Annotated in this window: 20 protein-coding genes; 16 read left to right on the forward strand and 4 right to left on the reverse strand. The window is 63.4% G+C overall.

All coding sequences use genetic code 11. The features are described 5' to 3' along the window. The first annotated feature begins 16 nt into the window (after nt 1-16). From ligA to HD883_RS02190, 3 genes are all read left to right on the forward strand, one after another. Complete coding sequence (gene ligA / locus HD883_RS02180; RefSeq protein WP_179588037.1) at nt 17-2,155, forward strand: NAD-dependent DNA ligase LigA; 2,139 nt, start codon at nt 17-19, stop codon at nt 2,153-2,155. 12 nt (nt 2,156-2,167) lie between these two features. Beyond that, the gene (locus HD883_RS02185; protein WP_179588036.1) at nt 2,168-2,914 is read left to right on the forward strand and encodes an S-methyl-5'-thioinosine phosphorylase; all 747 of its coding nucleotides are present in this window, start codon (nt 2,168-2,170) and stop codon (nt 2,912-2,914) included. Nucleotides 2,915-3,058: 144 nt separating this feature from the next. Then, nucleotides 3,059-3,316 carry a DUF2789 domain-containing protein gene (locus HD883_RS02190; RefSeq protein WP_179588035.1) on the forward strand — a complete coding sequence of 86 codons (258 nt, stop codon included), beginning with the start codon at nt 3,059-3,061 and terminating at the stop codon, nt 3,314-3,316. Nucleotides 3,317-3,443: 127 nt separating this feature from the next. Here HD883_RS02190 and gstA read toward each other — a convergent pair whose 3' ends face one another. From gstA to map, 4 genes are all read right to left on the reverse strand, one after another. Next, a complete protein-coding gene (gene gstA / locus HD883_RS02195; protein ID WP_179588034.1) occupies nt 3,444-4,052 on the reverse strand; it encodes a glutathione transferase GstA in 609 nt (202 codons plus the stop codon). Between the two features lie 117 nt (nt 4,053-4,169). Further along, nucleotides 4,170-6,698 (reverse strand): glycogen/starch/alpha-glucan phosphorylase, encoded by a 2,529-nt coding sequence (locus HD883_RS02200; RefSeq protein ID WP_218863285.1) that lies wholly within the window; start codon nt 6,696-6,698, stop codon nt 4,170-4,172. A gap of 108 nt (nt 6,699-6,806) precedes the next feature. Next, on the reverse strand, nt 6,807-9,410 hold the full coding sequence (locus tag HD883_RS02205) for a [protein-PII] uridylyltransferase (RefSeq protein ID WP_179588033.1): 2,604 nt from the start codon (nt 9,408-9,410) through the stop codon (nt 6,807-6,809). Between the two features lie 46 nt (nt 9,411-9,456). Next, the gene (map, locus tag HD883_RS02210) at nt 9,457-10,332 is read right to left on the reverse strand and encodes a type I methionyl aminopeptidase (protein ID WP_179588032.1); all 876 of its coding nucleotides are present in this window, start codon (nt 10,330-10,332) and stop codon (nt 9,457-9,459) included. Nucleotides 10,333-10,653: 321 nt separating this feature from the next. On the opposite strand from map, the gene rpsB reads away from it, so the two are divergent. The 13 genes from rpsB (at nt 10,654) to lpxA (ending at nt 23,909) form a co-directional block, all read left to right on the forward strand. Beyond that, complete coding sequence (gene rpsB, locus HD883_RS02215; protein ID WP_179588031.1) at nt 10,654-11,406, forward strand: 30S ribosomal protein S2; 753 nt, start codon at nt 10,654-10,656, stop codon at nt 11,404-11,406. A 195-nt stretch (nt 11,407-11,601) separates the two neighbouring features. Continuing rightward, a complete protein-coding gene (gene tsf / locus HD883_RS02220; RefSeq protein ID WP_179588030.1) occupies nt 11,602-12,483 on the forward strand; it encodes a translation elongation factor Ts in 882 nt (293 codons plus the stop codon). A gap of 120 nt (nt 12,484-12,603) precedes the next feature. Next, a complete protein-coding gene (gene pyrH, locus HD883_RS02225; RefSeq protein WP_179588029.1) occupies nt 12,604-13,350 on the forward strand; it encodes a UMP kinase in 747 nt (248 codons plus the stop codon). 28 nt (nt 13,351-13,378) lie between these two features. After that, the gene (frr, locus tag HD883_RS02230; RefSeq protein WP_179588028.1) at nt 13,379-13,939 is read left to right on the forward strand and encodes a ribosome recycling factor; all 561 of its coding nucleotides are present in this window, start codon (nt 13,379-13,381) and stop codon (nt 13,937-13,939) included. 32 nt (nt 13,940-13,971) lie between these two features. Beyond that, nucleotides 13,972-14,763 carry a polyprenyl diphosphate synthase gene (gene uppS, locus HD883_RS02235; protein WP_179588027.1) on the forward strand — a complete coding sequence of 264 codons (792 nt, stop codon included), beginning with the start codon at nt 13,972-13,974 and terminating at the stop codon, nt 14,761-14,763. Between the two features lie 6 nt (nt 14,764-14,769). Beyond that, the gene (locus HD883_RS02240; RefSeq protein ID WP_179588026.1) at nt 14,770-15,618 is read left to right on the forward strand and encodes a phosphatidate cytidylyltransferase; all 849 of its coding nucleotides are present in this window, start codon (nt 14,770-14,772) and stop codon (nt 15,616-15,618) included. Then, entirely contained in the window at nt 15,615-16,832 is a 1,218-nt protein-coding gene (ispC, locus tag HD883_RS02245) for a 1-deoxy-D-xylulose-5-phosphate reductoisomerase (RefSeq protein ID WP_179588025.1), read from the forward strand. Before HD883_RS02240 ends, ispC begins: the two co-directional genes overlap by 4 nt. A gap of 80 nt (nt 16,833-16,912) precedes the next feature. Then, the gene (gene rseP, locus HD883_RS02250) at nt 16,913-18,250 is read left to right on the forward strand and encodes an RIP metalloprotease RseP (protein ID WP_179588024.1); all 1,338 of its coding nucleotides are present in this window, start codon (nt 16,913-16,915) and stop codon (nt 18,248-18,250) included. A 128-nt stretch (nt 18,251-18,378) separates the two neighbouring features. Next, nucleotides 18,379-20,673, forward strand: a complete 2,295-nt coding sequence (gene bamA, locus HD883_RS02255; RefSeq protein ID WP_373563295.1) for an outer membrane protein assembly factor BamA — start codon at nt 18,379-18,381, stop codon at nt 20,671-20,673. 146 nt (nt 20,674-20,819) lie between these two features. Then, a complete protein-coding gene (locus tag HD883_RS02260; protein ID WP_179588023.1) occupies nt 20,820-21,419 on the forward strand; it encodes an OmpH family outer membrane protein in 600 nt (199 codons plus the stop codon). Nucleotides 21,420-21,454: 35 nt separating this feature from the next. Beyond that, a complete protein-coding gene (gene lpxD, locus HD883_RS02265; protein ID WP_179588022.1) occupies nt 21,455-22,606 on the forward strand; it encodes a UDP-3-O-(3-hydroxymyristoyl)glucosamine N-acyltransferase in 1,152 nt (383 codons plus the stop codon). A 49-nt stretch (nt 22,607-22,655) separates the two neighbouring features. Beyond that, on the forward strand, nt 22,656-23,102 hold the full coding sequence (gene fabZ / locus HD883_RS02270; RefSeq protein WP_179588021.1) for a 3-hydroxyacyl-ACP dehydratase FabZ: 447 nt from the start codon (nt 22,656-22,658) through the stop codon (nt 23,100-23,102). Between the two features lie 12 nt (nt 23,103-23,114). Continuing rightward, nucleotides 23,115-23,909: an acyl-ACP--UDP-N-acetylglucosamine O-acyltransferase gene (gene lpxA, locus HD883_RS02275; RefSeq protein ID WP_179588020.1), complete on the forward strand. Its 795-nt coding sequence runs from the start codon at nt 23,115-23,117 to the stop codon at nt 23,907-23,909. Nucleotides 23,910-23,915: the final 6 nt, after the last annotated feature.

The following is a 23,915-nucleotide window of genomic DNA, read 5'->3' on the forward strand; positions in this document are numbered from 1 at the left end:
CCGGGTTGGCACGTGCATGACTGATCTGACCTCCAAGCTGGATCGCGAGAACCTCGCCGCCGAACGGATCGCCGCGCTGCGTGAAGAGCTGGCGGAACACAACCATCGGTATTACGTGCTCGACGCGCCGATCGTGACCGATGCCGAGTACGACAAGCTGTTCGGCGAACTCGTCGCGCTGGAAACCGAATTTCCGCTGCTGGTGACGGCCGAATCGCCCACCCAACGCGTCGGCGGTGCGCCGCTGCCGGCCTTTGGCAGTGTGCGCCATGCCGTGCCGATGCTGTCCCTGAACAATGCGTTCGAAGACGACGACATCGTGGCCTTCGACAAGCGGGTGCGGGACACGCTCAAGGCCGGCGACACGCCGGTCACCTACGCCTGTGAATTGAAGTTCGACGGCCTGGCGATCAGCCTGCGCTACGAAAACGGCGTGTTGACCCAGGCCGTCACGCGCGGCGACGGGCAGACGGGCGAAGACGTCACCGCCAACATCCGCACCGTGCGCGCGATCCCGACCCGGCTGCGTGCCAAGACAGCGCACGGCAAGGCGCCGGCAGTACTGGAAGTGCGCGGCGAAGTGCTGCTGTTTCGCGCCGACTTCGACAAGATCAACGATGCGCAGCGGGCCGCGGGCGACAAGGTGTTCATCAATCCGCGCAATGCCGCCGCGGGCAGCTTGCGGCAGCTGGATTCACGGATCACGGCCAAGCGGCCGCTGCGCTTTTTTGCGTATGGCTGGGGCGAGATCGTTGGCGAATCACCGGCCGGGTCAGGCGACCAGGCCAGTTCGGTTGCGGCGCCCGTGGCGGGAGCAGGTGCATCAGCCCCCGCCACGCCGCACGACACCCACACCGCCATGCTCGACTGGCTGCGCGACCTGGGCTTGCCGGTAGGCCAATACCGCGCGCAGGTCCAGGGCGCCGAAGGCCTGCTGCGCTTCTACGAGGCTGCACAGACCCACCGGCCCAACCTGCCGTATGACATTGATGGCGTGGTCTACAAGGTTGACGCCCTGGCCTCGCAGCGCACGCTGGGCTTTGTGTCCCGCGCGCCGCGCTTTGCGATCGCCCACAAGTTCCCGGCGGAAGAAGCCACGACGGAATTGCTGGATATCGAAGTGCAGGTGGGACGCACCGGGGCCATCACGCCCGTGGCGCGCCTCAAGCCTGTGTTCGTCGGCGGCGTGACGGTCACCAATGCGACCCTGCACAACGAAGACGAAATCGCCCGCAAGGACGTGCGCATCGGCGACACCGTGGTCGTGCGCCGCGCCGGTGACGTGATCCCCGAAGTGGTCATGCCTATTTTGGAAAAGCGCCCGTCGACGGCGCTCCAGTTCGTGATGCCGACGGCGTGCCCGGTGTGCGGGTCGGCCATTGAACGGCTGGAAGGCGAAACGATTTCGCGCTGCACCGGCGGCCTGTTCTGCGCCGCGCAGCGCAAGCAGGCGGTGGCGCACGCCGCCAGCCGCCGCGCGCTCGACATTGATGGCTTGGGCGACAAGCTGGTCGACCAGCTGGTGGAAAGCGGCCGCGTGCATACGCTGGCCGACCTCTACACCCTGACGGTGGAAGAACTGTCGGGCATGGACCGCCTGGGCGACAAATCGGCCACCAATCTGGTCAACGCCATTGCCGCCACCCGCCATCCGCAGTTGGGCCGTTTCCTGTTCGCGCTGGGCATCCGCCACGTTGGCGAATCGACCGCACGGGACCTGGCGCGGCATTTCGGCACGCTGGACGCCGTCATCAAGGCGAGCGAAAGCGACTTCCTGGCCGTGAACGATGTGGGTCCCGTCGTGGCCGAATCGCTGGCCCGTTTCTTTGCCGAAGAACACAACCGCGAGGTGATCGATGCCTTGCGCCGCAATGGGGTCGAGCCGGGTACCGAAACCGTCGTGGATCGCATGGCGGGCACGCTGGCCGACAAGATCTTTGTGCTGACCGGCACGCTGCCCACGCTGTCGCGCGACGAAGCGGCCGAAATGATCATGGCCGCCGGCGGCAAGGTGACCGGATCGGTCTCGAAAAAAACGCATTACGTCGTTGCTGGCGAAGACGCCGGCAGCAAGCTGGTCAAGGCGCAGGATCTTGGCATCACCGTCATTGACGAAGATGGCCTGCGCGACTTGCTGGCGGGCAACCCGGAATAAGAAGGCATCCACATGCAGGCAATCATCGGCGGCACCGGCCTCTATCAACTCACCGGACTGACGGTCACGCGCCGCCAGGTGGTGCGCACGCCTTACGGCGAGCCGTCGGGCGCGCTGACCTACGGCCGCATAGGCGACAGCGACGAGATCGTCTTTCTGGCGCGTCACGGCTACGGTCACACCCTGGCTCCGCACCGCATCAACTACCGCGCGAACCTGTGGGCGCTGCACGAAGTCGGCGTGCGCCGCATCGTGTCGGTGGCCACCGTGGGCGGCATTGGTGACGGCTATACGCCTGGCCGCATCGTCGTCCCGGACCAGATCATCGACTACACCCACGATCGCCTGCATACCTTCTTTGAAGGCGGCGACCAGCCCGTGGCGCATGCGGACATGACGCTGCCTTACGGCGCCGAGATGCGCGCCGACCTGCTGACGGCAGCCGAAGCCGCGGGCATTGACGTGCGCGACGGCGGCACCTACGGCTGCACCCAGGGCCCGCGGCTGGAAACGGCCGCCGAGATCCGCCGCATGGCGCGCGATGGCTGCGACGTGGTCGGCATGACGGGCATGCCCGAAGCCGCCCTGGCGCGTGAACTGGAACTGGATTACGGCGCGCTGTGCCTGATCACCAATGACGCGGCCGGGCAGGGCGCCAGCACCGGTACGATCTCGCTGGACGAAATCCGCAACACAGTCGAAACCACCATGCAGGGCATTCACGCAATCCTGGGCAGCCTGGTCAACCTCAAGGACTAGGCGGATCGGGGCGCTGACAGGCCCCGGCCCATCAATTGCGTAACAGGGCATGCGCAAACGGCTCTGCCGTTACAAGCGCTGTCCGATTTGCCATTGCCGTCCCTCTACACTCGACAGACACCGCCACACCTACCGGGAGTCACGATGGACGATTCAGAAGTTTCGATGAGCAATCTCTTTTTGCAACTGGGCCTCGACGCGGAAAACGACGCGATCGCCGAGTTCATCAAGACGCACCAGTTGCCGAACGGCACCGACATCTACGCCGCGCCATTCTGGAGCGACAGTCAGCGCCAGTTCCTGCACGAACAGCTGAAAGCCGATGCGCCCTGGGCGCTGATCGTTGACCAGCTGAACGAGTCGCTCAAGCAGGACGCGATCAAGCAGGAAACCGGGGTGTAAGACCACCGGGCCCCCCTGTCGAAGGGGGCTGTAAAGGAACGGGGCGGGTGTCCGGTTGCAGAGTCTGCACCGGCCACCCGCCCCGTTTTTCAATCCGCCCGCCGGATCAGCCGGGCAGTAAAAAAATCTACCCGTTCAAGCCTTCCGCCGACAGGGCAGCCTGCACCGCCGGACGCTGCGCCACGCGCTCGCGGAACGCCACGATCGCGGGCCATTTGTTCAGGTCAACGCCTGTCTTGGCGGCCCAGCCGGTGGTCACGAACAGATAGGCATCGGCCAACGAATAGCCACTCGCCATCAGGTAGTCGCGCTTGCTCAGTTCGCCATTCACGTAGTCCAGGCGCAGGCTCAGGAAGCCCTTGAAGGTTTCCTTCACATCGTCGGGCACGGTCGGCTTGAACAAGGGCGAAAAGCCCTTGTGGATTTCGGTGGCCACGAAGTTCAGCCACATCAGGAATTCATACCGGTCGGCGCTGCCGGCGGCGGGCGCCAGCTTCTTGTCGGCTGCCGTGTCGGCCAGGTACTGCATCACCACGGCGACTTCGGTCATGACCTGCCCCGGCTTGACTTCCAGTGCCGGCACGTAGCCCTTGGGGTTCACTTCACGAAAGTTGGCGCCGGTTTCCGTCTTCTTTTCCTTCAGGTCGACCTTTTCCCACGAAAAGTCGATCCCGGCTTCGCGCAGGGCGATGTGCGGGGCAAGTGAGCAGGCGCCCGGGCTGTAATAAAGCTTCATAGTCGTCTCTTTGATTCAAGTGGTGTGATGATGGACTCCCGGTATGGGGCACAGCGGATCTGGCTTGGCCAGTCCGCCAGTGTCGCCCCTGGGGGAGGCGCGCAGCGCCTTGGGGGGTTATCTAATGCCGTTGCGCATGTACAGTTCTTTTTCGGGCTTGAGCGTGATCGGCACCGCTTCAACCTTCCAGATGTTCTTGGCGTATTCGGCAATGCTGCGGTCCGACGAAAACTTGCCCGACCGCGCGCTGTTCAGGATCGACATGCGCGCCCACGTGTCGGCTTCGCGATAGGTGTCGCTGACCACATCCTGGCAATCGATGTAGGACTGGTAGTCGGCCAGCAGCAGATAGGGGTCGTGGTCCAGCAGGTTGTCGACGATAGGCTTGAATACGTCGGTGTCGCCGCGCGAGAAGAAACCCGTCTGTATCAGGTCGACCACGGCGCGCAGTTCGGCGTTCACTTCATAAATGTCGCGGGGCCGATAGCCGCTGGCCTTGATGTCATGGACTTCGCTGGCCGTGTGTCCGAACAGGAAGAAGTTTTCGGCCTTGACCTGGTCGCGGATTTCGATGTTCGCGCCGTCCATGGTGCCGATGGTGAGCGCCCCGTTCATCGCAAACTTCATGTTGCCGGTGCCCGATGCTTCCTTGCCCGCCAGCGAAATCTGCTCAGACAGATCCGCGCCCGGATACACGCATTGACCGTAGGTCACATTGAAGTTCGGCAGGAAGACGACCTTGAGCAGATCGTGCACGTCGCGATCGTTGTTCACCACGTCGCCCACGGCGTTGATCAGCTTGATCATCAGCTTGGCCATGGTGTAGCCCGGCGCGGCCTTACCACCAAAGATGAAGGTGCGCGGCAGCGTATAGGCCGACCGGCCCGACTTCAGGCGGTGGTACAGCGTAATGATGTGCAGCACAGCCAAGTGCTGGCGCTTGTATTCGTGAATACGTTTGACCAGCACGTCGAACATCGAATCCGGGCTGACCGCCACGCCGGTGCGGCGCAGGATCAGCGCGGCCAGATCGACCTTGTTGGCCCGCTTGATCGCGCGCCAGCTGTCGCGAAACGCGCTGTCTTCGGCATGCGGTTCCAGCTTTGACAATTGCGGCAGGTCGGTAATCCAGCCTTCGCCTATCGTCTCGCTCACCAGCTTGGTCAGGCGCGGATTGCTCAACACCATCCAGCGGCGCGGCGTCACGCCGTTGGTCACGTTGGTGAACTTCTCGGGCCACATCTCGTAGAAGTCTTTCAGCACGTCCTGCTTCAGCAGTTCCGAATGCAATTCGGCCACGCCGTTGATGGTGTGGCTGCCGACGCACGCCAGGTGGGCCATCCTCACGTACCGCTCGCCGCTCTCATCGATCAGGGACAGGCGCGCCAGACGCGAATCGTCGCCCAGGAACTTGATGCGCACGTCGTTCAGGAAGCGCGCGTTGATCTCATAGATGATTTCAAGATGGCGCGGCAGGATGCGCTTGAACAGGTCCAGCGGCCAGCGCTCCAGCGCTTCTGGAAGCAGGGTGTGATTGGTGTACGAGAAGGTGCGGGTCGTGATGCCCCACGCCTGGTCCCACGGCATCATGTTGTCATCGATCAGCAGGCGCATCAGTTCGGCCACTGCAATGGCCGGGTGCGTGTCGTTCAGCTGGATCGCGAATTTCTGATCGAAGGTGTCCGGCTCCATGCCGCGCGCCTTGTGGATGCGCAGCATGTCCTGCAACGAGCATGACACGAAAAAGTATTGCTGCTCCAGGCGCAGTTCCTTGCCCTGCACGGTTTCGTCGTTGGGGTACAGCGCCTTGGTCAGATTTTCGGACGTGACCTTCTTGTCGACCGCGCCCAGATAGTCGCCGCGGTTGAACTGCGAAAAGTCGAAGGCTTCGGTCGCTTCCGCGCGCCACAGGCGCAGCGTGTTGGTGGTGGTGACCTTGTACCCCACGATAGGCGAATCAAACGGCACACCGGCCACGGTCTTTTCGGGCGCCCACCGCACGTGCAGGCGGCCCAGGTCGTCCTGGTACTGCTCGGTGTGGCCGCCCAGTTTGACTTCCACGGCCCACTCGGCGCGCTGGATTTCCCAAGGGTTGCCATGACGCAGCCACTTGTCGGTGTTTTCAACCTGCCAGCCATCCATGATGGTCTGGTAGAAGATGCCGTATTCATAGCGGATGCCATAGCCAAAGGCCGGGATCTCCGCCGTGGCCAGCGAGTCGATGAAGCACGCGGCCAGGCGTCCCAGGCCGCCGTTGCCCAGGCCCGGTTCTTCTTCCTGGCGCAGCAATTCATTCAAGTCCAACCCGATTTCCTGCACCGCTTTCTTGACGGTGTCATAGATGCCGAGGTTGATCAGGTTGTTGCCCATGTGCGGTCCCATCAGGAACTCGGCAGACAGGTAGGCAACGGTCTTGGGCGCGGTGGCGGTGTGGTCGGCCACGCTGCTGATCCAGCGCTGCAGCGTGCGGTCGCGCACGGCATGGGCCAGGGCCTGGTAGTAGTCACCCAGGCCGGCGATTTCAGGAAACTTGCCCTGGGTGTAGAACAGGTGGTCGTAGAAGGCCCGTTTCAGGCCCTCCGTCGTAACGGACGTGCGATCGTCTTCGAAAATGACAGGCGGGGGGTTGATACGGCGCTCGTGCAAGGCAGGTTCTCCCAGGAAGGCATGGCGGAGTCGTCCGATAGGCTTAACTACACCACCAAACGGCCCACCCTGTCTGTAACGCTCATCAACAAGGGCCCATCTTTTCCGCTATGCCAGCACTTCCAGCAGTTCCTGTTCGAACTGGATCTGCGTGCGCGCGTTGCTCAATGACGGGCCTTCGATCAGGAACGTGTCTTCCACCCGTTCACCCAAGGTCATGACCTTCGCGGTCTTGAGGTTGACGCCATGCCGCGCAAAGGTCCGGGCCATGGCGTGCAGCAAGCCGCTGCGGTCCGCGGCCGTGACCCCAAGGATCCAAGCCTGTCCACGATCATCGGGCCGAAGTTCGACCTGCGGTGTGATCGGGAACATGCGCGACTGGCGGGACTGCCGCGACCCCGTGGCCGATGACGGGCTGAGCGGCGTGCGCGCAGTGGGCGGCGACGTGGTCTCGAGCAGTTCTTTCAGCTCATGTTCGACCAGGCTCAATAATGAGCGCTGTTCACTGGGCGAGCCTTCGGCCAGCACGATGAAACTGTCCAGCGCCCACCCATGACGCGTGGTGTGGATGCGCGCGTCCTGAATGCTCAGCCGGCGTTCGTCAAAGTAGCCGACGATGCGCGCGAACAGATCCGGCCGGTCCTTCAGGTAGACCACAATCTGCAAGCCTTCGCCGACCGGCGCCACGCGGGCCCGCACGATAGGCACCGGGGTGCGCACATGCTTGTAGAGATGCCGCGTCTGCCAGGCGATATCGGGCGCTTCATGGCGCAGGAAATACGCCACGTCCAGTTCCTTCCAGAACGCCGCTTGCGCATCGTCGCTCAGGCCGTACAGGCGCAGGATCCGCACGGCTTCCTGCTTGCGGTTTTCCAGGATGGCGGTGGGGTCCGGCGCATCGCCGCCCAGCGCCTGACGCGTCATCAGGTACAGGTCTTCCAGCAGCTTGCCCTTCCACGCATTCCACACCTTGGGACTCGTGCCGCGAATGTCGGCCACGGTCAGCAGATACAGCGCGGTCAGATGGCGCTTGTCGCCCACCACGGCGGCCATCTGCCGGATCACGTCGGGGTCGGACAGGTCCTGCTTTTGCGCCACCGACGAAAACGTCAGGTGATGCTTGACCAGGAATTCGACCAGTTCCGCGTCGGCCTTGTCCATGCCGAAGTCGCGTGAAAAGCGCCGCATCTCGGCCGCGCCCAGTACCGAGTGGTCACCGCCCCGGCCTTTGGCAATGTCATGGAAGAGGGCGGCCAGATACAGCAGCCAGTGGCGGTCGAAGTTGGCGATCAGCTGGCTGCACAGCGGATATTCATGCGCATGCTCGGGCATCGTGAAGCGGCGCAGATTGCGCACCACCATCAGGATGTGCTGATCCACGGTATAGGCATGGAACAGGTCATGCTGCATCTGCCCGACGATGCGCCGGAACGGCAACACGAAGCGCGGCAGGATGCTCAGGTCGTTCATGCGTCGCAGTTCATGCACGATGCCGCGCGGTTGCTGCAGGATCGTCAGGAACAGATGCTTGTTGACCGGATTGCGGCGAAATTGCGCATCGATCAGGCGGCGCGCGTGCCACAGGGCCCGCAACGTTCCGGCCGACATGCTTTTCAATTCCGGATGCTGCTGCATCATCAGGAACGCACGCAGGATCAGCGTCGGGTTGCGCTCGAAGGCGTCTTCGCGATGCGTGGCCAGGCGGTCATGCACATTGCAGAAGTCATCGTCGATGCTCAGCGCTTCTTCGCCGGGGCGCGGAAACAGCCGGTCTTCAATGTTCTGCACCAGGATGGTATTGAGCTGGGTCACCAGCTTGGCCGCCCAGTAATACCGCTGCATCAGCACTTCGCTGGCACGCCGCGGCCCGGTGGTCGGGATGCCGTACACCGCCGCCAGCGCCGTCTGCACGTCGAACACCACGCGGTCCTCGCGGCGTTTCGTCAACAGGTGCAGTTCGATCCGCAGGCGCTTGAACGCCTGTTCGGCGCGGCGCAAATGGCGTGCTTCGTCGGCCGTCAGCAAACCCGCGCGGGCCACCTCGTTCCAGTTCTTGCCAAAGCCCGCCGCGCGCGCCATCCACAGGATGACCTGCAGATCGCGCAGTCCGCCCGGCGATTCCTTGCAGTTCGGTTCCAGCGCGTACGGGGTGAAGTGGTACTTGGTGTGCCGCTGCTGCATCTCCAGTTGCTTGGCATTGAAGAACGCGCGTTTGTCGAGCGACCCCCGCGTGGCGGTGTCGAACGCGCGCATCAGCGGCCGGCTGCCCGCCAGGAAGCGGGCTTCTAGCAGCGCGGTTTCAACCGTGATGTCCTTGGCCGCCTCGCTGATGCATTCGTCAATGGTGCGGGCGCTATGCCCCGGCTCCAGTCCCAGGTCCCACAGGGCCGTGACCAGATTGCTGACGCGCGACTCGTCCTCGTCGGTCGGCGCCTGCTTGAGCAGGATCAGGATGTCGACGTCCGAGTACGGATAGAGCTCGCCGCGGCCATAGCCGCCCACCGCAGCCAGCGCCGCGCCTTCCGGCAAGGGATACATGCCGATCAGGGCCAGCAGGGTGCGATCGACAATGCGCCGCAGTTCGGTCAGCAGCCCGTCGGCCCGCAGATTGCTGCGGAACGTGGCGATGGCCTGCTCGCGTTCGGCGCGCAGCGTGCTGCGCAGCGCCTGCACGTCGGCCAGGGCAGGGGAGCGGTGATCGGCTAAGGGCATGAAGTCGGCATCCGTAGGCAAAAGGGCAGGCGAGGGGTGTCGGCGTTCAGGCGGCGGCCTGGGCTGCCGAGGGCGCGGCGGAATTGACCGCCGCGTCGACGGCAGCCTGCACCGCGGCTTTGTCGGCCACGAACTCCGGGGGCGCGGGCATGCCGGGCGACACGGTCAGGATTTCATACCCCGTCTCGGTCACCAGAATGGTGTGTTCCCATTGCGCCGACAGACTGCGGTCGCGCGTCACGATCGTCCAGCCGTCCGGCATTTCGCGGATTTCGCGGCGGCCGGCGTTGATCATGGGTTCCACCGTAAAGATCATGCCGGCTTCGAGTTGCACGCCGGTGCCTGCCTTGCCGTAATGCAACACCTGCGGATCTTCGTGGAACGACGCGCCCACGCCGTGCCCACAGAATTCGCGCACCACGCTGTAGCCGAACTTGTCGGCGTGCGCCTGGATCGCCGCGCCGATGTCGCCCAGGAAAGCGCCGGCGCGGACCTGTTCGATGCCGAGCCACATGCATTCATAGGTGACTTCGGACAGACGGCGCGCCAGGATCGACGGTTCGCCCACGTAGAACATGCGGCTGGTGTCGCCGTGCCAGCCATCCTTGATGACCGTCACGTCGATATTGAGCACGTCGCCGCTCTTGAGCACCTTGTCGCCCGGAATGCCGTGGCAGATCTGGTGATTGACCGACGTGCAGATGGACTTGGGAAAAGGGGTGTAGCCGGGCGGGGCATAATTCAGCGGCGCCGGGACGTCGCCCATCTGGTTCACGATGAAGTCATGGCACAGGCGATCCAGCTCGCCCGTGGTCACGCCGGGTTTGACGAAGGGGGCGATGTAGTCGAGAACCGATGCGCCATCACGGCATGCCGCGCGCATTTTCTCGATTTGGTCAGCGTCCTTGATCGGGATATACATGGGTTTTGGTACCAAAATGTAATGAATTGCGGTCCGGGCGTGGCACTGCGTACCAACTCATCCATCAGCGACTTGAGCAGGTGGCCCGGAAAATAGTAGAATTATAGGCTTCCTGCGATCTGGCCGAGCCAGGCGTGTGGAAGAGAACGACTCAAGGCAAGTGCAATACCCATAGCAAGTGCAATACCCCATAGCTGTAAATCGCGTGCTTCACGAACCAGGGTGTTGTCCGGTGCAGGGCAAGGCAGACCAGAAAGGCTGCCCTTGTCTTCATATCGGGCGATACACGTGCGGCGCAAGACCCAACCCTCGGAGTAAATCATGGCTGTAACAATGCGCGAAATGCTGGAAGCAGGTGTCCACTTCGGTCACCAGACCCGCTTCTGGAACCCCAAGATGGCACCGTACATCTTCGGTCACCGCAACAAGATTCACATCGTCAACCTCGAAAAGACGTTGGCCATGTATAACGACGCCGTCAAGTACGTGCGTCAACTGTCGGCTCGCCGCGGCACCGTGCTGTTTGTCAGCACCAAGCGCGCAGCCCGCGAAATCATCGCCCAGGAAGCCCAGCGCTGCGGCATGCCTTTCGTCGACAGCCGCTGGCTCGGCGGCATGCTGACCAACTTCAAGACGGTCAAGACCTCGATCAAGCGCCTGAAAGACATGGAAGCCCTGCAGGCCGACGGCGCGACCGAACGCATGACCAAGAAAGAAGCCCTGATGTTCGAACGCGAAATGGACAAGCTGAACAAGTCCATCGGCGGTATCAAGGACATGAACGGCCTGCCTGACGCCATCTTCATCATCGACGTCGGCTACCACAAGATCACGATCACCGAAGCCAAGACCCTGAACATCCCGGTCGTCGCCGTGGTCGATACCAACCACTCGCCCGACGGCGTGGCCCACATCATCCCGGGCAACGACGACTCGTCCAAGGCCATCGCCCTGTACGCCCGCGGTATCGCCGATGCGATCATCGAAGGCCGTGAACAGGCTGTGCAAGGCGTGGTGGAAGCCGCCGGCGAAGACAGCGACGACGAATTCGTCGAAGTCGAGCAGGAAGCGTAATCCGGCTGCCTGATACAGTCGCCGCATACAGCTGACATCACGGCTTCACTGCCTCGTGGAATCCTGTGGATTCCCGGGTAGTCGTCTGGAAGGGGCGTGAAGCCCCTCTTGTCTGCAAGGGGCCTCGCGCCCCTTCTTTTTAGTCCAACCCATTTATCCCGCGGGTTTACCCTCGGGATGCCGTAAGGAGTCATCATGGCCGCAATCACTGCAGCAATGGTCAAGGAACTGCGCGAGAAAACCGACGCCCCAATGATGGAGTGCAAGAAGGCACTTACCGAGGCTGACGGCGATCTGGCCAAAGCCGAAGAAGTCCTGCGCGTCAAGCTGGGCAGCAAGGCATCGAAAGCCGCTGCCCGCGTGACCGCCGAAGGCCTGATCGGCCTCTGGGTGTCCGACGACGCCAAGCTGGCCGCCGTGGTCGAAGTCAACAGCGAAACCGACTTCGTGGCCAAGAACGACGACTTCGTCGCGTTCACCAAGGAAGTGGCCGAACTGATCGCCAAGTCCAACCCGGCCGACGTCGACGCCCTGGGCGCCCTGGCGTTCCGCGACAGCACCGTCGACACGGTTCGTACCGGCCTGATCGGCAAGATCGGTGAAAACATCACCGTTCGCCGCTTTACCCGCATCGCGACCGAAAACAAAGTTGCCCAGTACGTGCACGGCGGCCGCATCGGCGTGCTGGTCGAGTTCTCGGGCGACGAAGCCCTGGGCAAGGACCTGGCCATGCACATCGCCGCGACCAAGCCGAAGGCACTGGACACCACTGGCGTGTCGGCTGACGACATCCAGCGCGAGCGTTCGGTTGCCGAAGCCAAGGCTGCCGAATCGGGCAAGCCAGCCGAGATCATCACCAAGATGGTTGAAGGCTCGATCCAGAAGTTCCTGAAAGAGGTTACGCTGTTGTCGCAACCGTTCGTCAAGGACGACAAGCAGACCGTCGAGCAGGTGCTCAAGTCCAAGGGCTCGAGCATCCAGCAATTCGTGCTGTATGTGGTCGGCGAAGGCATCGAAAAGAAAGCCAACGACTTCGCAGCCGAAGTGGCCGCGCAGGTCGCAGCCTCGAAGGGCTGATCTTCCAGGCTCGCGGGCTCACCCCCGCGGGCCGGGAAAGAAGTACCACCACGGGACGCGCCGCACGGCAGCGTCCCGTGACACGAATTCAGTTTGACCGGACACGCATTGGGAGCAGGTATGACGGTAGAGAACAACGCATCGGGCAATTCCAAGCCAGGCGCCTACAAACGAGTACTGCTCAAGCTTTCCGGCGAAGCGCTGATGGGTGACGACGCGTTCGGTATCAATCGCGCCACCATCAATCGCATGGTCGAAGAAATCGTCGAAGTCTGCGCCATGGGCGTGGAACTCGCACTGGTCATCGGCGGCGGCAACATCTTCCGCGGCGTTGCTCCCGGCGCCCAGGGAATGGACCGCGCCACGGCGGACTACATGGGCATGATGGCCACCATCATGAACTCGCTGGCCCTGCAGGACGCGCTCAAGCGTCGCGGTGTCGACGCGCGTGTGCAATCCGCGCTCAACATCGAACAGGTCGTCGAGCCCTACATCCGCCCCAAAGCCCTGCGTTACCTCGAAGAAGGCAAGGTCGTCATCTTCGCTGCCGGTACCGGCAACCCCTTCTTCACCACCGATACGGCCGCCGCCCTGCGCGGCGCCGAAATCGGTGCCGAAGTCGTATTGAAAGCCACCAAGGTCGATGGCATCTACTCGGCGGATCCCAAGAAGGATCCGAACGCCACGCGCTACAGCCGCATCACGTTCGACGAGGCCATCACCAAGCGCCTGGAAGTCATGGACGCGACGGCCTTTGCGCTGTGCCGCGACCAGAAGCTGCCGATCAAGGTATTTTCGATCAACAAACCCGGTGCCCTGAAGCGCGTCCTGTTGGGCGACGATGAAGGCACGCTGGTTCACGTCTGATCGACCGCACCACTATTAGGAGACCCTCATGAGTGCATCCGACGTCAAGAAAAACGCCGACACGAAAATGGGCAAGTCCGTCGAGAACCTGAAGCTCGATCTGGCAAAGATTCGTACGGGCCGCGCCCACGCCGGCATCCTGGACCACGTCCAGGTCGATTACTATGGCTCGCTGGTGCCGCTGAGCCAGGTGGCCAGCGTGTCCCTGTTCGACGCCCGCACGATTAACGTTCAGCCCTGGGAAAAGAAGATGGGCCCGGTCATCGAGAAAGCGATTCGCGACTCCGACCTCGGCCTGAACCCCCAAGGCATGGGCGACACGATCCGCGTCCCGACCCCGGCACTGACCGAAGAACGCCGCCGCGAACTGTCGAAGGTCGCGAAGGGCGAGGGCGAAGACGCCAAGGTTGCCGTCCGCAACCTGCGCCGCGACGCAAACGAGCAACTGAAGAAGCTCGTCAAGGACAAGGCCATCTCCGAAGACGAAGAGCGCCGTGCCCAGGACGAGATCCAGAAGCTGACCGACCGTTATGTCGCCGACATCGACAAACTCGTGCAGCAGAAAGAAACCGACATCATGACGGTTTGAGGGGTCGATTTCATTTCTAAGGTTTATCGGTCATGGTCCTGAGTTCGACCCTGGGCATCCCCGCGACGGACAACGTGCCGCGGCACGTTGCGATCATCATGGACGGAAACGGACGCTGGGCAACCCGCCGTTTCCTGCCCCGTTTCGCGGGCCACAAGAAGGGTGTGGACGCCGTCAGGAACATTGTCGAAGCCTGCGTCGACCGGGGTATCAAATACCTCACGCTGTTTGCCTTCAGCTCCGAAAACTGGCGTCGTCCTCCGGACGAAGTCTCGCTGCTGATGCGCCTTTTCATGCACGCGCTCGAACGCGAAGTCACCAAGCTGCACCGCAACGGCATCCGCCTGCGTGTGGTCGGTGACATCAGCGCCTTCGAGCCGCGGCTGCAGGAACTGGTGCGCGACGTCGAAGCGCGCACTGCCAACAATGACGTGCTGACCCTGTCGGTCGCTGCCAACTACGGCGGCCGCTGGGACATCCTGCAGGCCACGCGCCGTCTGCTGGCCGAGCGGCCCGAACTTGCGGCCCAGCCGGACCTGATCGACGAATCCATGCTGTCGTCCTACCTGGCGATGGCTTATGCGCCCGAGCCCGACCTGTTCATCCGGACCGGCGGCGAAAAGCGCATTTCCAATTTCCTGATCTGGCAGCTTGCCTACACCGAGCTGTATTTCACCGACTGCTTCTGGCCGGATTTCGACGCCGCCCAGCTCGATCTGGCCTGCCAGTCCTACCAGGGACGGGAACGGCGATTCGGCCGCACCAGCGCCCAGATCCAACAACCTGAAGTGCAGGCCGCCACGCGGCAGCCCGCCGATCACTGAGGTCGCATGCTCGGACAACGCGTCATCACCGCCGTAGTGCTCCTGATCATTCTCGCGGCGGCGCTGGCCGTTCCCAGTCCGCTGCCGTTCCACGTCCTGATGGCCCTGTTCGTGTCGGCGGCGTTGTGGGAGTGGTGGCGTCTGACGCTGGGCCGCCCGCACGGGGCCGTCGACAAGGCGGGGGTGGGTCCCGAAGTCATCGCCGCCGTGGTGCTGGGTGTCGTGCTGATCGGCTGGCAGGCGGCCACATCGGTTGCCTGGACCGCGCCATCCACCGGGTGGCTGACGCTGTGGAGCGTGCTGTCGCTGATCTGGCTCCTGATCATCGTGCCGTCGCTGTTCCGTGCCGACGCCAAGGCGCCTGCGCGCAACCTGATGCTGACGGTGTTCGCCCCGTTTGCGCTGGTTGCAGCCTGGGGCGCCCTGATGGCCGCCCATGCGCGCGGCGTCACGTTCCTGCTGACCCTGCTTGCCGTCGTGTGGGTGGCCGATATCGCCGCCTACTTTACCGGCAAGGCGCTGGGCAAACGCAAGCTGGCCCCGCACATCAGCCCGGGCAAGACCCTGGAAGGCGCGATGGGCGGCATTGCCGGCGTGATCGTTTTCGTGGTGATCTGCACGTTCTTCCCGTCCACCTTTGGCGCGGCCCTGGCGGCCCGCTGGACGCTGGCCGGCGCCATCGTCATTGCCTTGCTGCTGGCCTGCCTCTCGATCGCCGGCGACCTCTTCGAATCGCTGCTCAAGCGCAGGGCAGGGTACAAGGATTCCAGCAACCTGTTGCCTGGCCACGGCGGCGTCTTTGACCGTATCGACGCGTTGATCCCGGTACTGCCGCTGGCCCTGCTGCTGTCATGACGCTCCGTTCCGTTACCGTCCTGGGGGCGACCGGTTCGATCGGCGTCAGCACGCTGGACGTCATCGCTCGCCACCCTGACCTGTACCGGGTGCATGCCCTGACCGCGTACCAGCGGATGGACAAGCTGGCTGAACAGGCCAAGGTGTTCCGCCCTGCCGTAGTCGTGGTGCCCGATGCAGCAGCCCGCGAACGTTTCCTGACCGCGTGGGGTGAGGCCGGCAAGGCCCCCGACGTGCATGTGGGCGACGCAGCGCTGGCCGAGATTGCCGCCGATCCGGGCAGCGATACGGTCATGGCCGCGATCGTGGGCGCCGCCGGGCTGCCGGGCGCCCTGGCGGCGGCGCGCGCCGGCAAGCGGGTGCTGCTGGCCAACAAGGAAGCCCTGGTGGTGGCAGGCGGCCTGTTCATGGACGCGATCCGTGACAATGGCGCCGAACTGCTGCCGATCGACAGCGAGCACAACGCGATTTTCCAATGCCTGCCGCACCACGGCCGGGCAGGTGCGCCGACGTCACCCGAAAAGTCTGTTCGCAAGCTGATCCTGACGGCGTCGGGCGGCCCGTTCCGCAACCGGACGCTGCAGGAACTGCGCGACGTGACACCCGCGCAGGCCTGCGCGCACCCGAACTGGTCCATGGGCCGCAAGATTTCGGTCGACTCGGCCACCATGCTGAACAAGGGCCTGGAAGTGATCGAGGCGCACTGGCTGTTCGCGATGCCGCCCGAACGCATCAAGGTACTGGTGCACCCACAAAGCATGATCCATTCGATGGTCGAATACGACGACGGCTCCGTGCTGGCGCAATTGGGAAATCCTGACATGCGCACGCCGATCGCCTACGGGCTGGCGTTTCCCGACCGGATCGACGCCGGCGTCGGCTCGCTGGACCTGGCCCGTATCGGCCGGCTGGACTTCGAAGAGCCCGATCTGCCGCGGTTTCCATGCTTGCGCCTGGCGTTCGAAGCCCTGGCAGCCGGGCAGACGGCCTGTATTGCGCTCAATGCTGCCAACGAGGTCGCGGTCGAAGCCTTCCTGTGCGACAAATTGGCCTACATGGACATTGCCAACGTGATCGAGTCGGTGCTTAATGGGCGGGCCGCCGCGGCATCGCACGTCGACCTCAACACGCTGGACGGTCTGCTGGCCTTCGACGCCGACGTCCGCCGCTGGACCCAGGACGAACTTGTCCGGTTGAGCCCTGTCCATCCCTAGCACCTCCCTACGACCTTCCGTACGACCTCCAGCACTACCTCCAGCACTACCTCCTGTCGTTACCTCATTCGGGAATTCCCATGCTGCTCACCTTGGCGGCTTTCGCGCTAGCCCTTGGCATTCTTGTCGTGATCCACGAAATGGGTCACTACCTGGTCGCCCGCGCCTGCGGCGTCCGCATCCTGCGTTTCTCGGTCGGTTTCGGCAAGGTCCTGTTCCGCCGTACGGACCGTCGCGGCACGGAATGGGCGCTGTCGGCCATTCCGCTGGGCGGCTACGTCAAGATGCTGGATGAACGCGAAGGCGACGTGCCCGCATCGCAGCGCCACGAAGCCTTCAACGCCAAGCCGGTCAGCAACCGGATCGCCATCGTTGCGGCGGGGCCCATCTTCAACCTCGTGCTGGCAGCGCTGCTGTACGCGTCGCTGAACATGATCGGCATCAAGGAACCGGCGCCTATCCTGGGTGCGCCCGCCGCCAATTCGGCCGCCGCAAAAGCAGGCATTTCGGCCGGCGACCGCATCACGGCCATCGACGGTTCGCCCGTGGCATCCTGGGGCGACGCGCGCTGGGTGCTGCTCAAGCGCCTGACCGACAAGGAATCCGCCGACATCACCGTCAAGACCGCCAGTGGCGCCGAAGCCGTCCGCGTCATGGATTTCGGGCGGGTCGCGCTCGACGACATGGAAGGCGACGTGCTGGGCCGGGAAGGGCTCGCCCTGACCAGCCCGCGCCCGATCATCCGGGCCGTGGTCGACGGCAGCGCCGCGGCCGACGCCGGTTTGCTGGCGGGCGACCGCGTGGTGGGCGTGGCCGACAAGCGCGACCCGTCGGCTACCGAATTCATCCAGACCATCCAGCAATACCCGGGCCGCACCCTGCCGATCGCCATCGTGCGCGACGGCGTGCCCATGACGCTGAATGTCATGCCGCGCGCCGAAACGCCGGCCGGCGCCACCGCGCCAGTCGGCCGGGTGGGCGCCCAGATCGGCGGCGACGTCGAACTGATCACCATGCGCTACGGCCCGATCGACAGCCTGGTCATGGGCGCACAAAAGACCGCCGAAGTCTCGTGGTTCTCGTTGCGGATGCTTGGCAAGATGCTTACCGGCAACGTGTCCTTACGCAACCTGAGCGGACCGGTTACCATCGCCGACTATGCCGGGCAAACCGCAAGGATCGGGCTGGAAGCGTATATTGCGTTCCTTGCCTTGGTCAGCGTAAGCCTGGGCGTACTGAATCTGTTGCCCATCCCCATGCTCGACGGTGGGCACCTGCTGTATTATCTCGTCGAGATCGTGAAGGGCAGCCCCCCTCCAGAGCGCTGGATGGAAATCGGGCAACGTGCCGGATTGAGCATCCTGATGGTGCTCATGGCGGTCGCCTTGTTCAACGATTTTTCGCGCCTACTGACATAGGATTGAATGAGCGTAGTCCTCAGCACCCTGGGTGCCCAGCGCAGCGTCGGCCTGTTTCGACGTTGCCGCTGCCGTCTTACGCCATGTGCATTTCCTATCTGTTATCCATCAGAAACCCGGGATTACGAATGACTCACCGCGCCCGGCGCTTGCCGCGTCTGCTCACCTTTTTGCTGGCCATGTCCGTGGCCCCTCTTGCCAACGCTTTCGATACCTTTGTCGTCCGCGACATCCGCGTGGAAGGTATCCAGCGGACCGAGGCGGGCACCGTGTTCGGTTACCTGCCGGTCAAGGTCGGCGACACGTTCTCGCAAGACCAGGCAACCCAGGCCATCCGGGCATTGTTCGGCACCGGGTTTTTCCGTGATGTGAAGATCGAAGTCGAAAACGACGTCGTGGTGGTCGTGGTGGACGAACGTCCGGCCATCGCCTCCATCGACTTCAACGGCATGCGCGAATTCGAAGCGGTCAACGTGCGCAAGTCGCTGGCCGAAGTCGGCTTTGCCGAAGCCCGCATCTTCGATCGTGCGCTGCTCGAACGCGCCGAACAGGAACTGAAGCGTCAGTACCTGGCTCGCGGCAAGTACTCGGTCGAAATCGTCCCGACGATCACCCCGCTCGAACGCAATCGTGTGGGCATCACCTTCGACGTGTTCGAAGGCGACGTGGCCCACATTGCCGGCATCAAGATCATTGGCGCCAAGGCCATTCCGGAAAAAGAGCTGCTCAAGATGCTGCAGCTGTCCACCCCGGGCTGGCTGACCTGGTACACAAAGGCCGATCAGTACTCGCGCCAGAAGCTGCAGGGCGACATCGAAGCGCTGCGCTCGTACTACATGAACCGCGGCTACCTGGAATTCAACGTGGATTCGCCGCAGGTCACGATTTCGCCGGACCGCAAGGATATTTTCATCACCTTGTCGATCACCGAAGGCGAGAAGTACACCGTCAGCGACGTGAAACTGTCGGGCGAATTGCTCGGCCTGGATGACGACCTGCGCAAGCTCATTACCGTCAAGCCGGAAGAAACCTTCTCGGCCGAAAAGGTCAATGCGTCCAGCAAGGCGATCACCGATTACCTGGGCAAGCTTGGCTACGCATTCAGCAACGTGAACGCCAACCCGGTGGTGGACCGCGAAAACAAGCGCGCCGACCTGACTTTCTTTGTCGACCCGAACCGCCGCGTGTATGTGCGCCGCGTGAACATCGGCGGCAACACCCGCACCCGCGACGTGGTCATCCGCCGCGAAATGCGCCAGTTCGAAAGCGCCTGGTACGACGCCACCAAGATCCAGCTGTCGCGCGACCGCGTCGACCGCCTGGGCTATTTCCAGAACATCAACATCGAAACGCCGCCGGTGCCGGGCACGCCCGACCAGATCGACGTGAACGTGACGGTGCAGGAAAAGCCGACCGGCATGATCAACCTCGGTGCCGGCTTCTCCAGTACCGACAAGGTGGTGCTGTCGGCCGGCGTGAGCCAGGACAACATCTTCGGTAGCGGCACGACCGCCGGTATCGAGCTGAACACCGGCAAGACCTACCGCACCATCGCCATCAGCCAGACCAACCCGTACTTCACGCAAGACGGTATCAGCCGGTCGACCAGCCTGTACTACCGCACGCTGCGTCCGCTGGCGATCAACCGCGGCGATTACCGTATCCAGACCATGGGCGCGGGTATCACGTTCGGCGTGCCGTTCACCGAAACGCAGCGCGTGTTCTTCGGCACCACGTTCGAAGCCAACGACATCACCACGTACGACAACAGCCCGCAGCGTTACCTGGACTACGTCAGCGCCTTCGGTCCGCGAAGCAACGCCGTGATCTTCTCGGTGGGCTGGAGCAACGACCGCCGCGACAGCGCCCTGGCGCCTACGCGGGGCACGTACCAGCGCGCAGCGGCCGAAAGCTCGCTGTTCGGCGACCTGCGCTACTACAAGGCCAGCTACCAGCACCAATACTTCTGGCCGATCACGCGTGACTTCACGCTGGCCCTGAACGGGCAGGTCGACTACGGCAAGGGCTTCGGCGGCAAGCCGTACCCGCTGCTGAAGAACCTGTACGGCGGTGGTATCGGTTCGGTCCGGGGCTACGAAGGCGGCTCGCTCGGTGCGCGGGATCCGCGCTACGGCGACAGCCTGGGTGGCGCCAAGCGCGTCATCGCCAGCGCCGAACTGCAGCTGCCATTCCCTGGCACGCAGCAGGACCGCACGCTGCGCTGGTTCACCTTCGTTGATGCCGGTAACGTCTATTCGGACGAACAGAACGTCAACCTGGGCGAACTGCGCTACTCGACCGGTCTGGGTCTGAGCTGGCAGTCGCCGATCGGCCCGCTGAAGATTTCCATCGGCAAGGCGATCAACCCGAAGCCGCAGGACCGTACGCAGATGTTCCAGTTCCAGATCGGAACGGGCTTCTGATCACGCCAGGGCAGAGCAGGCAGATCGGTGCGATTTGCCTGCGGTCAGGCGTTTTTGGTACAACCGTTTACTTTGGTCCTCCGCGCTTTGCGCGAGAATGGACTCGTAGTGGCAAAATATTCAATTCATTTCCGAGCGAGAGTTAAATGATCCGCAAGTTTTCGACGTCTGCTAGCAGTGTGACCGCCTCATCTGCTGTCAAAGGTGCGGGCCGTCTGCTGGCAGTGTTGGTGCTATCCGGCGCCGCCGTCGGCGCGGCTCATGCCCAACAAGCGTCGGCACCGCGTGCCGCGGCTTCGGCCAACACCGGTCCGGTCAAGATCGGGTTCGTGAACACGGAACGGATTTTCCGCGACGCCGCGCCTGCGAAGGCTGCACTGTCCAAGATGGAAGCCGATTTCAAGAAGCGCGACACCGACTTGCAGGATATCGCCGCGCGTCTGCGCACGATGTCCGAGCAGCTCGACAAGGACAGCGCCGTGTTGTCGGAATCGGATCGCAATCGCCGTCAGCGCGAACTGAGCGACCTCGACAAGGACTTCCAGCGCAAGCGCCGCGAATTCCAGGAAGACCTGAACCAGCGCCGCAATGAAGAGCTGTCGCAAGTGCTCGAGCGCGCCAACCGCGTGATCAAGCAGATCGCCGAGCAGGAAAACTACGACCTGATCCTTCAGGAAGCGGTCGTCGTCAGCCCGCGCGTCGACATCACCGACAAGGTGCTGAGCGCATTGAACGGCGGCAAGTAAGCGGCCCTGGCCGCTTCGAGTTGGTTGTCTAGCGCATGCCTATTCTGCTCGCCCCCGCCGACGCGCCCGCGTTGGCAGAGTTGCTGGAAGCCACCGACACCTCCGGGTTGACGTGGCACCTCGAAGACCTGACCGGGGGCGCGGCAGCTTCGACCCCGCTGGCGGATCTTCGTGTCGCCGGCATTGGCACCCTGGGCGCCGCAGGCCCCACGGAACTCGCCTTCCTGTCCAACCCCCGGTATCAGTCCCAGCTCGACAGCACCCATGCTGGCGCTGTCATCCTGTCGCCTGCCATGGCCGACGCCCACAAGGCGTCGCTGGCGGCGTCCGGCCGCAGCGACGGGCCGCGCGCCCTGGTCGTCTGTACTGAACCCTACCTGCTGTATGCCCGTGTGGGCCAGTGGTTTGCCCGGCGCTCGCGCGCCAACGACGTGGCGGGCATTCACGCGTCTGCCGTGATTTCGCCCGACGCCGTCATTGGCGACGGCGTCACGATTGGTCCGCTGGCCGTGATCGAAGCGGGCGTCAGGATTGGGCAGGGCGCCCGCATCGGTGCCGGCTGCATCATCGGACGGGACTGCTCGATCGGTGAAGACAGCCTGCTGCACCCCCGCGTGACCCTGTACGAACGCATTACCGTCGGCGCGCGCGCGCTCATCCATTCCGGCGCCGTGATCGGCGCGGATGGCTTCGGCTTTGCGCCCGACTCGCACTCCGTCAAGGGCGCGTACTCCAAGATCGAACACTTTGGCGGCGTGCTGATCGGTGACGACGTCGAGATCGGCGCGAACACTACGATCGATCGCGGGGTGCTCGACGATACGGTCATCGGCAACGGGGTAAAGCTGGACGATCAGATCATGGTGGCCCACAACGTCCGGATCGGCGACCATACGGCAATCGCGGCATGTACCGGTATCGCCGGATCCACTACCATCGGCCAACGGGTCGCCATCGGTGGCGCCGCGATGATAGGGGGCCATATCGATATTGGCGACGACGTCTTCCTGACCGCGTCGACCGTCGTGTTTTCCAATCTCGCCGCGGGCGGCCGTTATACCGGTATCATGCCGGCGGTCGAACACTCGGAGTGGGAACGGAACGCGGTCGCCATGCGCCACCTTGGCCGCATGCAGCGACGCCTGAAGGCCCTCGAGAAGTTGTCGGCGCAAGCTGCCGACAAGTAGACAGGACGCGCGGGCGGCCGCGCGGTCCGAACACACATTTGGAATACGTATGGAAATGGACATCAAGGGTATCCTCGAGCATCTGCCTCACCGGTACCCGATGCTGCTCGTGGACAGGGTGCTGGAATGCGTCCCTGGCGAGTCGATCATCGCGATCAAGAACGTCAGCTTCAACGAGCCCTTTTTTACTGGCCATTTCCCGCACCATCCGGTCATGCCGGGCGTGCTGATCCTGGAAGCCATGGCGCAGGCCGCGGCCATCACGTCGTTCACGGCCGCCGGCAAGAAGCCCGACGAAAAGACCGTGTACTACTTCGTCGGCATCGACGCGGCCCGCTTCAAGCGGCCCGTCGTTCCGGGCGACCAGCTGCGTATGGAACTGAAAGTGGAACGCGTGTCGCGCGGCATCGTCAAATACAAGGGCAAGGCGCTCGTGGATGGCCAGGTGGCCGCCGAAGCCGAGCTCATGTGCACCGTGCGCACCATTGATTCCTGACCTCGGACCCAGATGACAACGACCCGGATCCATCCCAGCGCCATCGTCGATCCCGCCGCGCAACTCGATGACGGCGTGACCATCGGTGCGTTCAGCATCATCGGGCCGAATGTCCGTATCGGCGCCGGTACCGAAGTGGGACCCCACTGCGTCATCGACGGGCACACCACGATCGGCCGCGATAACCGCTTCTTTCCTTCCGGATCGATCGGTGCCGCGCCCCAGGACAAGAAGTACGCGGGCGAGCCGACCGAACTGCGGATCGGCGACCGCAACACCATTCGTGAATGCTGCACGATCAACCTGGGCACGGTCCAGGATGGCGGCATCACCACCATTGGTGACGACAACTGGATCATGGCCTATGTCCATGTGGCGCACGACTGCCACCTGGGCAACCGCACCACGATTGCCAATGGCACGCAGCTGGCCGGCCATGTGCACATCGGTGACTACGTCACCCTGGGCGGCATGACGGGCGTGCATCAGTTCGTCAAGATCGGCGCTCACGCCATGACCGGGGTGCACACCACGCTGCTGCAAGACCTGCCACCGTTCGTGACCTGCGCCGGCAGTCCGGCGCGGCCGGCTGGCATCAATTCGGAAGGACTGAAGCGCCGCGGATTCACGCCCGAGCAGATTGCCGGGCTGCGCGCGACTTACAAGTCCTTGTATCGTCAGGGTCTGACGCTTGAAGAAGCCAAGGAAGCCATGCGTGCACGTCAGGCTGAATCGCCCGACATGCAGGCGTCCTTGCAGACCCTGCTGGATTTTCTCGACACCGCTAGCCGCGGTATCGTTCGCTGACGGAGT

This window comes from Pigmentiphaga litoralis (genome assembly GCF_013408655.1).
Lineage (GTDB): Bacteria > Pseudomonadota > Gammaproteobacteria > Burkholderiales > Burkholderiaceae_B > Pigmentiphaga > Pigmentiphaga litoralis_A.

Bases quoted from the DNA above. Each gene is read 5' to 3' on its own strand.
- ligA (WP_179588037.1), top strand. From the start codon at position 17: ATGACTGATCTGACCTCCAAGCTGGATCGCGAGAACCTCGCCGCCGAA.
- HD883_RS02185 (WP_179588036.1), top strand. From the start codon at position 2,168: ATGCAGGCAATCATCGGCGGCACCGGCCTCTATCAACTCACCGGACTG.
- HD883_RS02190 (WP_179588035.1), top strand. From the start codon at position 3,059: ATGGACGATTCAGAAGTTTCGATGAGCAATCTCTTTTTGCAACTGGGC.
- gstA (WP_179588034.1), bottom strand. From the start codon at position 4,052: ATGAAGCTTTATTACAGCCCGGGCGCCTGCTCACTTGCCCCGCACATC.
- HD883_RS02205 (WP_179588033.1), bottom strand. From the start codon at position 9,410: ATGCCCTTAGCCGATCACCGCTCCCCTGCCCTGGCCGACGTGCAGGCG.
- map (WP_179588032.1), bottom strand. From the start codon at position 10,332: ATGTATATCCCGATCAAGGACGCTGACCAAATCGAGAAAATGCGCGCG.
- rpsB (WP_179588031.1), top strand. From the start codon at position 10,654: ATGGCTGTAACAATGCGCGAAATGCTGGAAGCAGGTGTCCACTTCGGT.
- tsf (WP_179588030.1), top strand. From the start codon at position 11,602: ATGGCCGCAATCACTGCAGCAATGGTCAAGGAACTGCGCGAGAAAACC.
- pyrH (WP_179588029.1), top strand. From the start codon at position 12,604: ATGACGGTAGAGAACAACGCATCGGGCAATTCCAAGCCAGGCGCCTAC.
- frr (WP_179588028.1), top strand. From the start codon at position 13,379: ATGAGTGCATCCGACGTCAAGAAAAACGCCGACACGAAAATGGGCAAG.
- uppS (WP_179588027.1), top strand. From the start codon at position 13,972: ATGGTCCTGAGTTCGACCCTGGGCATCCCCGCGACGGACAACGTGCCG.
- HD883_RS02240 (WP_179588026.1), top strand. From the start codon at position 14,770: ATGCTCGGACAACGCGTCATCACCGCCGTAGTGCTCCTGATCATTCTC.
- ispC (WP_179588025.1), top strand. From the start codon at position 15,615: ATGACGCTCCGTTCCGTTACCGTCCTGGGGGCGACCGGTTCGATCGGC.
- rseP (WP_179588024.1), top strand. From the start codon at position 16,913: ATGCTGCTCACCTTGGCGGCTTTCGCGCTAGCCCTTGGCATTCTTGTC.
- bamA (WP_373563295.1), top strand. From the start codon at position 18,379: ATGACTCACCGCGCCCGGCGCTTGCCGCGTCTGCTCACCTTTTTGCTG.
- HD883_RS02260 (WP_179588023.1), top strand. From the start codon at position 20,820: ATGATCCGCAAGTTTTCGACGTCTGCTAGCAGTGTGACCGCCTCATCT.
- lpxD (WP_179588022.1), top strand. From the start codon at position 21,455: ATGCCTATTCTGCTCGCCCCCGCCGACGCGCCCGCGTTGGCAGAGTTG.
- fabZ (WP_179588021.1), top strand. From the start codon at position 22,656: ATGGAAATGGACATCAAGGGTATCCTCGAGCATCTGCCTCACCGGTAC.
- lpxA (WP_179588020.1), top strand. From the start codon at position 23,115: ATGACAACGACCCGGATCCATCCCAGCGCCATCGTCGATCCCGCCGCG.